Raw genomic sequence first — 7,609 nt, forward strand, 5'->3', positions numbered from 1 at the left:
AGCGCCAGACCCTGATGGATCGCCGCTTGCGCCACCACGCGCAGGCCGCCTAACCTCTCACCCCAGATGGACCAGAGCCTCCGCTCCTGAACACCGCTGAATGTCCCAAATCATCTGACGACGGACAGCTGCAGCACCTGCGCCTCACCGAGCATCGTCGGACGGGGCGGGGGAAAAATGACGACCCGCCTTCCTGGTCCACCGCCGTCACCCAGCCTGCCCGCCGTGCGGCAGGCCATCATCGGTCGGCTGTTCGCCAACCTTGTCCCGCCCGTCCTGTGCCCCCACTGCCGAAGGCGCTTCAGGCTGACCTCTGATATCAAAGTACCCAGGTAGTGCTAGAGGCTGTTACGAACCACCCGGCAGATGAGCGGCCTGTTCGAGCATGAGGCAGACGAAGGCGACAATGTGGAGATCTGCGAGGGTGTTGGGATAGCGCTCGTCATCCTTGACGAGGCAGCGGAAGCGCGTGGCCCAGGCGAAGGCGCGTTCCACGACCCAGCGTCGCGGCAGCAGGACGAAGCCGCGCTTGGCCTCCGGGCGTTTGACGACCTCCAGTTCGATGCCGTGCGCGCGGGCGGCCTTGGCCGGCTTCTCACCGGTGTAGCCCCGGTCGGCAGAGGCCAGATCGACGCTGTCCCTGGTGGCGGCCTGCACGGCCTCGGCCAGCCGCTCGACCCGGGGCGCGATCGTCGGCATCGGCGGGTGTGACGTGCCGGGCCCGGAGGTGGCCCACAGTGTCGACGGCCCAATGGACCTTCGAGCCCTTCTTGCGCTTGCCCCCATCGCAGCCGGCCCGCTCGCCGCTCTCGGGCGTCGCGCGCAGGGTCCGACTGTCGCGGATGGCCGCACTCGGCTCCGGGCTGCGGCCGGAGGCCAGGCGCAGGAGCGCCCGCAGATCGTCGGCCAGTTGCTCGAAGCAGCCCGCCGCCAACCAGCGCCGGGCCTGCTGGTAGACGGCCTCCCAGGGCGGGAGGTCGTTGGGCATCCACCGCCACGGCGCGCCCGTCTTCACCACGTAGCGCAGCCCGTTGAACACCTCGCGGAGCGAATGCCCACGCTGCCCCGCATCCTCGCGCAACAGCGTCAGGTCGGGAGCGACCAGCGCCCATTCCTCATCGGAAACGTCGGACGGGTAGGCGGCGCGTGAAGAGGTCATGCCCCTTCATCTGGATTCCTCGCCGCACAGGTCCATAACAGCCTCTGATGTTTGATCCCAGGGTTTGATGGTGCATTCTTCACGTCGGAGTTGAGGAACGCGCTATGGGCCAGGTTCTTCACGGCAGCGCCACGACGACTGAGGCGGTCCGTCGAGCGATCCAGCATAGTCAAGCGAGCCTGAGGGCGCTCTCGAAGCGCTATGGGATCAAGCAAAAGACGGTCGCCAAGTGGCGGCAGCGGACCTCGGTCGCCGACCAGCGCACGGGGCCGAAGGATCCGCGTTCGATGGTGCTGTCACCGGAGGACGAAGCTGTCGTCGTCGCCTTTCGCCGTCATACGCTCCTGCGCTCCTGCCGCTGGACCATTGCCTCTACGCGCTGCAGGCCACCATCCCGCATCTGACCCGCTCGTCCCTGCACCGCTGCCTGCAGCGCCACGGCATCAGCCGATTGCCCGAGGTCGACGGTGACAAACCCAAGCGGTTGCGCTTCAAGGCCCTGCCCGCTCGGCTACTTTCACATCGATCTGGTGGAGGTTCACACGGCCGAAGGGCGGCTCTACCTGCTCGTTGCCATCGACCGCACGACCAAGTTTGCCTTTGTGGAACTTCATGGACGAGCCACGCGGAGGGTGGCAGGCGACTTCCTCCGCCATCTCATCGAGGCCGTGCCCTACCGGGTGCACACGGTGCTCACCGACAACGGCACCCACTTCACCACGCCCGGCAACGTCGCCTCGGCCGCTTCCATCATCGAGGAGGCGATTGCAGCCGGCGAGACATTCCGAGCTCACAGCTTCGAGCTTGCCTGCGCCCGCAACGATATCGACCATTGCCTGACCAAGCCGCGCCACCCCTGGACCAACGGTCAGGTCGAGCGGATGAACCGCACGAACAAGGACGCGACGGTCAAACGCTATCACTACGATAGCCACGCGCAGCTCTGCGCTTACCTGGCCGACTTCGTCAGCGCCTACAACTTCGCACGCCCCCTGAAGACCCTGCGGGGTCTCACCCCCTACGAGGCCATCTGCAAGGCATGGTCCGCCGAGCCCAGCCGCTTCACCTCAAACCCGCTCCACCAAATGCCGGGACCAAACATGAATGTCGTCCCGGGTTCGGGGGGGATGGCTTGCCAGGGGTATGGTTTGCGCTAAACTGAGCCGCCGACAAATCAGGCGGATTTTTCTCGAGACCGTGACGATCGATGTACGCCCACCAGACCAAGTTGGCCTCCGAGGAGGTCCAGGAACTCCGGCGTGAGGGCGGGCGCTACATTCGCGAGCTGCGCGAGGCCGCCGGCCTGTCCCAGCGCCAGCTCGCCGCCCTGATCCAGGTGGAGTTCTACACCTTCGTCTCCCAGATCGAGACCGGCCGCGGCCGCATCCCGCCGGACAGCTACCGGATCTGGGCCGAGGCCCTCGGGGTCGACGTCAAGGACTTCGTCCGCAGCCTGATGCGGTTCTACGATCCGGTCACCTACGGCATCCTGTTCGTCGAGGCCGACGCAGCGATCCCCGCCAACGCGGCCTGAGCCGCGGCCGTAGACCCTCGGTCCTACACCTTCACACGACGCGACGGGCCGATTTCGGCCGCATGCTATGGGGCCGGTTCCGGATCACGCATCCGGTTCGCGGCTAGGGACGGGCGATGACGATTCTCGTGGGTGGCGCCAGCACGACAAGCCCGTTTCGCGCGGTGGCCTTCATCACGGCGACGTTCGCCGACGGCTACACCCAGACGGCCTCCGGTGCCGTCGTCGGCGTGAACGACGTCCTCACGGCGTCGCACGTGGTGTGGAACGCCGCCCGGGGGACGGCCACGAAGGTCACCGTGGCGCCGGGCTACGACAACGGCGCGAGCCCGTTCGGGACCTACGAGGCCAAGCTGCTCAACTACTACCTGTGGGACGCCAACCGCGACGGCCTGGTGTCGACCACGGAGGCCGACGAGGATGTGGCCATCCTCGGGTTCACGGAGCGCCTGAGCGACAGGACCGGGTCGTTCGGCCTGGACCCCGCCTACGCGAGCGGCGACGTCCACGTCACCGGCTATCCCGGCAAGTACAGGGGCACCAAGGGGATCCAGCTCACCGACGACACCGGCAGCGGCTACGAGCGGGACGGCGTCTTCCACTTCAACGCCGATGTCGAGGCCAATCCGGGCAACAGCGGCGGGCCGGTCTGGTATCAGGGCGCTTCCGGCCCCACCCTCGTCGGCGTCGTCTCGACGGCGATCTTCGCGGCCGACGTCTCCGGCCATTGGGGGCAGCTCCAGACCTGGATGTCCGCCAACGATTATCTCATGCCGGCGGCGGCCCCGATCGTGCCGGACTACATCCTGAAGGTCGCGCGCCTCTACGAGGCGGGCCTCGATCGCACCTTCGACCGCGGCGGCCTGAACTATTGGATCGACCAGCACAAGGGTGGGATGTCGTTCACCGAGATGGCGCGCCAGTTCCTCGATAGTCCGGAGTTCACGATCCGCTTCGGCGACGACGACGTCATGGCGAACGGAACCTTCGTGACACGGATGTACCTCAATGCCCTCGACCGCGCGCCGGAGGCGGCCGGCTACGAGTACTGGACCGGCACGATGAACGCCGGCATGAGCCGCGAACAGGTCCTGATCCATTTCTCCGAGAGCCCGGAGAACCTCAACCAGTCCGCCTACCTGAACAAGCTGCGCGAGATCTCGTCCGGCACTTGGGACATCTGAGCGGCGCGCCGCTCGCCGCTGCACCCGGTGGGATCCCGCACCGAGGCGAAGGTCAACCGCATTCACCAATGTCTGACCAGCGTGCCGCCGAGCTCCGAAGGTCCGCAGGGATAGACGCCCGAACCATCGTCCCGGATGCCGAAGCCAGAACGATGGATTGAATCACTCTTCGCACGCCGGCTTCTCCGAAAGCCCACGCGCGCCGTTTGGGCCGATGCCCTAAAGTCAGGCGCCCGGGTTCGAACGTCACGATGAGATCGTTGACGCATCCGTACTTCATCAGGTTATCGTGCTGATGTCGGTTCGCCCGAACCGTTCGAGCGTACCGCCTTTTCGAACGATGAAGGTCTCGGGAAAGGAGTCGAGGATCCAGTTGAGGAAATCGAGCGGGTGGGAGCGTGACTGGTGGAGCAGACACCAAGAGTTGAATTCGAGGTGGACCGGCGCATTGCTGCGCCAGATCTGGTCCGCGGCCTGCTTCAGAATGACCGGCTCGAACCCTTCGCAATCGACCTTGATGAAGTCTGGGAGCCGGTCGTCGCAGCGCTTGAGCAGCATCTCGGGTGTAATCATGGTCACCGACGCGTGATGCGAGTCGTTCGGGACGCGTGACATCCGGCCCGTCGACGCCGATCACATCAGGCCGCGTGACCGGCCGCCTGCCCCGGCGCGTGCACCCTTTACGGCTTCGAGGTCGCGACGCATGCCTCCGGTCCGGTTCGCGATCAGGCCGCGAACAGGCGCTCCTGCATCCAGCGTGCTCGGGCCGGAACCTCACCGGGTCCAGGTGCGGGGGTGGTCGACGGCGCAGCACTGGTGGGTGCCGCGGGCGCATCGGACGGGTGAGCGGGTGCGTGCGTCGCCTCGGGGGCCGGCTCAGGGGGCAGCGCGCGCACCATCGGGCGCGCCCGGACCGCATTCCGGACCGCCGATCCCTGGAGGGGATGGGTGAGGCGCAGCAGCGGGCTCCCGACCAGGGTGGCATGGGCCATGCGAAAGCGTTCACGGTCCAGGGACAACCAGCTGATCTTGTCGTCCTGGAATGCGAGTCGGCGCGCCCGGCGCTCGGCGAGGGCTTCGAGCGCCGCGATACGCGCATCCCGAAGCCCATTTTCCCCCTCGAGGAAGCGGGTGTGGGCTTCGCTGCGCCCGAGCGCCTCCCCGAGCTCGTCGATCCGGGACTGGAGCCCCTGCTGATGGGCGGTCGTGTCCCGCTCCCGGACTTCCGCTGCGTCGAGCGCCGCGGCGACGCGGCCGATCTCGGCCTGAAGCGCTTCCGCCCGGGCGGCGGCCTCTTCGATGAGGTTGAGATGATGTGCGATCGTCTCCCGCTCGCGGACCGCGCCGTCCGTAAGGAGCTGGGCGAGGCGTTCGATCTCGCTCTGTTGGGCCTGGGCCCGGGCGGCGGCCTCTTCGACGAGGCCGACATGGTGAGCGACGACCTCCTCCTTCTCGGTGAGCATCGCGGAGAGCACCTGAACCTGGCTCGCGTGCGCGTCGAGCGCCGCCTGTCGGCGCGCGCAATCCGCGTCCATCTCGCCGATGATCTTCAGGTGGTGGGCGAGGTTCTCGGACCAACGCGTTTCGGCGCGCTCATCGGCCCGCACCTCGCTGGCGCGCACGAAGCGGTCGAAGTGGTTGGGGGGCAGGGCGAAGTGCGGGGCGAGGTCGGCGTGCTCGTCGGCGAGGTAGAAGCGGTTGAGTCCGTCGGCGTAGACGAAGCGGTAGCCGCGCTCGGTCAGGAGCGGCTCCCAGTGCGCATAGTACGGTTCGGGCGAGTTCGGGTGCGTCGCTTCGAGGAGGACGATCCACGGGCGGACCGCCTCGAAGCAGGTCCCGCGCAGGACGAGGTCTTCGGCGCCCTCGACGTCGATCTTGAGGAAGTGCACCGTCGTGATTCCGTAGGCTGCGCAGGCGGCGTCGAGCGTCGTCATCGGTACGGTGTGGGGGGTGCGCGCCTCCGAGGTGGCCGCGCTCACCGCCTCGACGATCGTCGAGAGGCCGGTGCCGTCCGCCTCGTAGAAGGTTACGGACCCGGGATGGTCGCCGACGGCGCAGCGCAGGTTCAGGTCGCGCGGACGGACCGCCTCGAGGCGGGCGTGGTACTGCTCGGACGGCTCGAAGTTGAGTCCGTGCCAGCCGCGGTCGTAGAAATGCTTGGTGACCGAGTCCTCGTCCGGATCCTGCGCCCCGACGTCGATGTAGAAGCCGTTCTCGACCGCGCCGAGCGCGCGGGCGAGCATCACGTCCTCGTAGTTCTGGGCGTAGGAAATGAACACCATCGGGCGCGGATCCTTGCGGTCGATCAGGGCTGATGCGGGACCGCACGCACGACGTCCATTAGCTGACGCGCGCTCTCGGCCCAGGTGAGCGGTCGGATGCCCGCCTGATCCGGCGTCTCGCCCCGGGCATGGGCCGCGAGCCAGGCCTCGATCGCGTCGGCGAGGGAACGCCCGTCGAAGCCGCCGAAATAGGTGGCGTGTGCGCCACCGATCTCGCGGAAGACGGGCAGATTGCGCGCCAGGATCGGCAGGCCGACATGGGCCGCCTCGACGAGCGGCAGGCCGAACCCCTCGCCTTCCGAGGGGAGGAGCGCGGCTGTGCCAGCCCGGTAAACCTGGGCCAGCACCGCGTCGTCGACCGCTTCGAACCATCGCAGACGCCGGCCGAGCTCGGGATGGGTCGTGATCCGTTCGATCAGCGGATCGACGAGCCAGCCGCGCTTGCCCACGATGGCGAACACCGCCGGGTTCCCCTTCGCCCAGAGAAGCTCGGCGGCGTCGAGGAGCTGGGCGTGGCCCTTGCGCGGCTCAAGCGTGCCGACCGTGACGAAGACGGGCGTATCCGGTTCGAACAAGGCAGGCATCTCGGCAGCCAGTTCCGGATCCACGTCCGCGGCCGACTGCGCCGCGTCGAGGTCGGCACCGAGATGAAAGGCGCCCAGGCGTGGGGTCCGTCCCTGCAGGAAGCGGCGCTCGACCATCACCTGCGCCAGATCGTCGGCGACCGCCTGCGAGATGCAGGCGATCCCATCGGAGATTTCGGCGAGCCCGTGCATCCATCGGGTGTAGACGCGCAGCATGCCCATCCCGAACCAGTCCGGGCGGTGGAGCGGCAGCGTGTCGTAGAGAACATTGATGATGCGCACGCCGCGCAAGTGTTGGCGCCGCAGCACGGCGAGCGCTTCGGCGGGAATTGAGACATCGAAATCGAGGGCCAGAAACGTGTCGCTCGGCTGGAATTCGAGGAGCGGATCGTCACCCAGCTCCGCCCGGTCGAGGAAGCGTGCCGTGAACGCGCGGGCGTAGCGATACGTGGCCTGTTCCCGCCGGACCGCCACGACCTCGAACCCGGCGGGCTCCTGAAGCAGCGCGCCGAAGATGTTGCGCACCACCCGTTGAATGCCCGAGCGCGCGTCGCACTGGGCGAGTTCCGTGACGTCGACGAGCAGGCGCGGGCGGGCGCAGGCGGGCGCGTGGTTGTCGGCGAGCGCCCGGGCAAACGCATCGCGCTCCGGGCCCGGCAGGTCGCCCGCGTGCGCCAGGGTCGTGAGCCGTGCGAGGGGGCGAATCGCTTGCAGGAGGGGGTGGTAGCCGCCAACGCGCGCGAGGGCGGAGGACAGGCTCGCGTAGCGCTCCGGGTCCGGCGCATGGGCGCGGGTGCGCGGCCAGCTCGACCAGGTCAGCTGCCAGGAGGCGGGGGTGTCGGAGGCGGTCTGGAGGGGATCGGATG

Annotated in this window: 5 protein-coding genes and 2 pseudogenes; 3 read left to right on the forward strand and 4 right to left on the reverse strand. The window is 67.9% G+C overall.

Annotated features, from left to right (window positions below):
• Positions 1 to 348: 348 nt before the first annotated feature.
• Positions 349 to 1,159, reverse strand: a pseudogene (locus tag FV218_RS21260) (IS5 family transposase).
• 104 nt (positions 1,160 to 1,263) lie between these two features.
• Between FV218_RS21260 and FV218_RS21265 the strand changes: the two are divergent.
• From FV218_RS21265 to FV218_RS21275, 3 genes and pseudogenes are all read left to right on the forward strand, one after another.
• Positions 1,264 to 2,316: pseudogene (locus tag FV218_RS21265) on the forward strand (IS481 family transposase).
• A gap of 50 nt (positions 2,317 to 2,366) precedes the next feature.
• The gene (locus FV218_RS21270; RefSeq protein ID WP_147711450.1) at positions 2,367 to 2,693 is read left to right on the forward strand and encodes a helix-turn-helix transcriptional regulator; all 327 of its coding nucleotides are present in this window, start codon (positions 2,367 to 2,369) and stop codon (positions 2,691 to 2,693) included.
• Between the two features lie 116 nt (positions 2,694 to 2,809).
• Positions 2,810 to 3,877 carry a DUF4214 domain-containing protein gene (locus FV218_RS21275; RefSeq protein ID WP_147711451.1) on the forward strand — a complete coding sequence of 356 codons (1,068 nt, stop codon included), beginning with the start codon at positions 2,810 to 2,812 and terminating at the stop codon, positions 3,875 to 3,877.
• Between the two features lie 279 nt (positions 3,878 to 4,156).
• Here FV218_RS21275 and FV218_RS21280 read toward each other — a convergent pair whose 3' ends face one another.
• The 3 genes from FV218_RS21280 to FV218_RS21290 all read right to left on the reverse strand — a co-directional run.
• The gene (locus FV218_RS21280; protein WP_147711452.1) at positions 4,157 to 4,435 is read right to left on the reverse strand and encodes a hypothetical protein; all 279 of its coding nucleotides are present in this window, start codon (positions 4,433 to 4,435) and stop codon (positions 4,157 to 4,159) included.
• A gap of 167 nt (positions 4,436 to 4,602) precedes the next feature.
• On the reverse strand, positions 4,603 to 6,159 hold the full coding sequence (locus FV218_RS21285) for an FkbM family methyltransferase (protein WP_246685224.1): 1,557 nt from the start codon (positions 6,157 to 6,159) through the stop codon (positions 4,603 to 4,605).
• Positions 6,160 to 6,182: 23 nt separating this feature from the next.
• Positions 6,183 to 7,609 (reverse strand): glycosyltransferase family 1 protein (locus tag FV218_RS21290; RefSeq protein WP_147711453.1); only part of this gene is annotated, 1,427 nt, incomplete at its 5' end.

Source organism: Methylobacterium sp. WL69 (assembly GCF_008039485.1).
GTDB lineage: Bacteria > Pseudomonadota > Alphaproteobacteria > Rhizobiales > Beijerinckiaceae > Methylobacterium.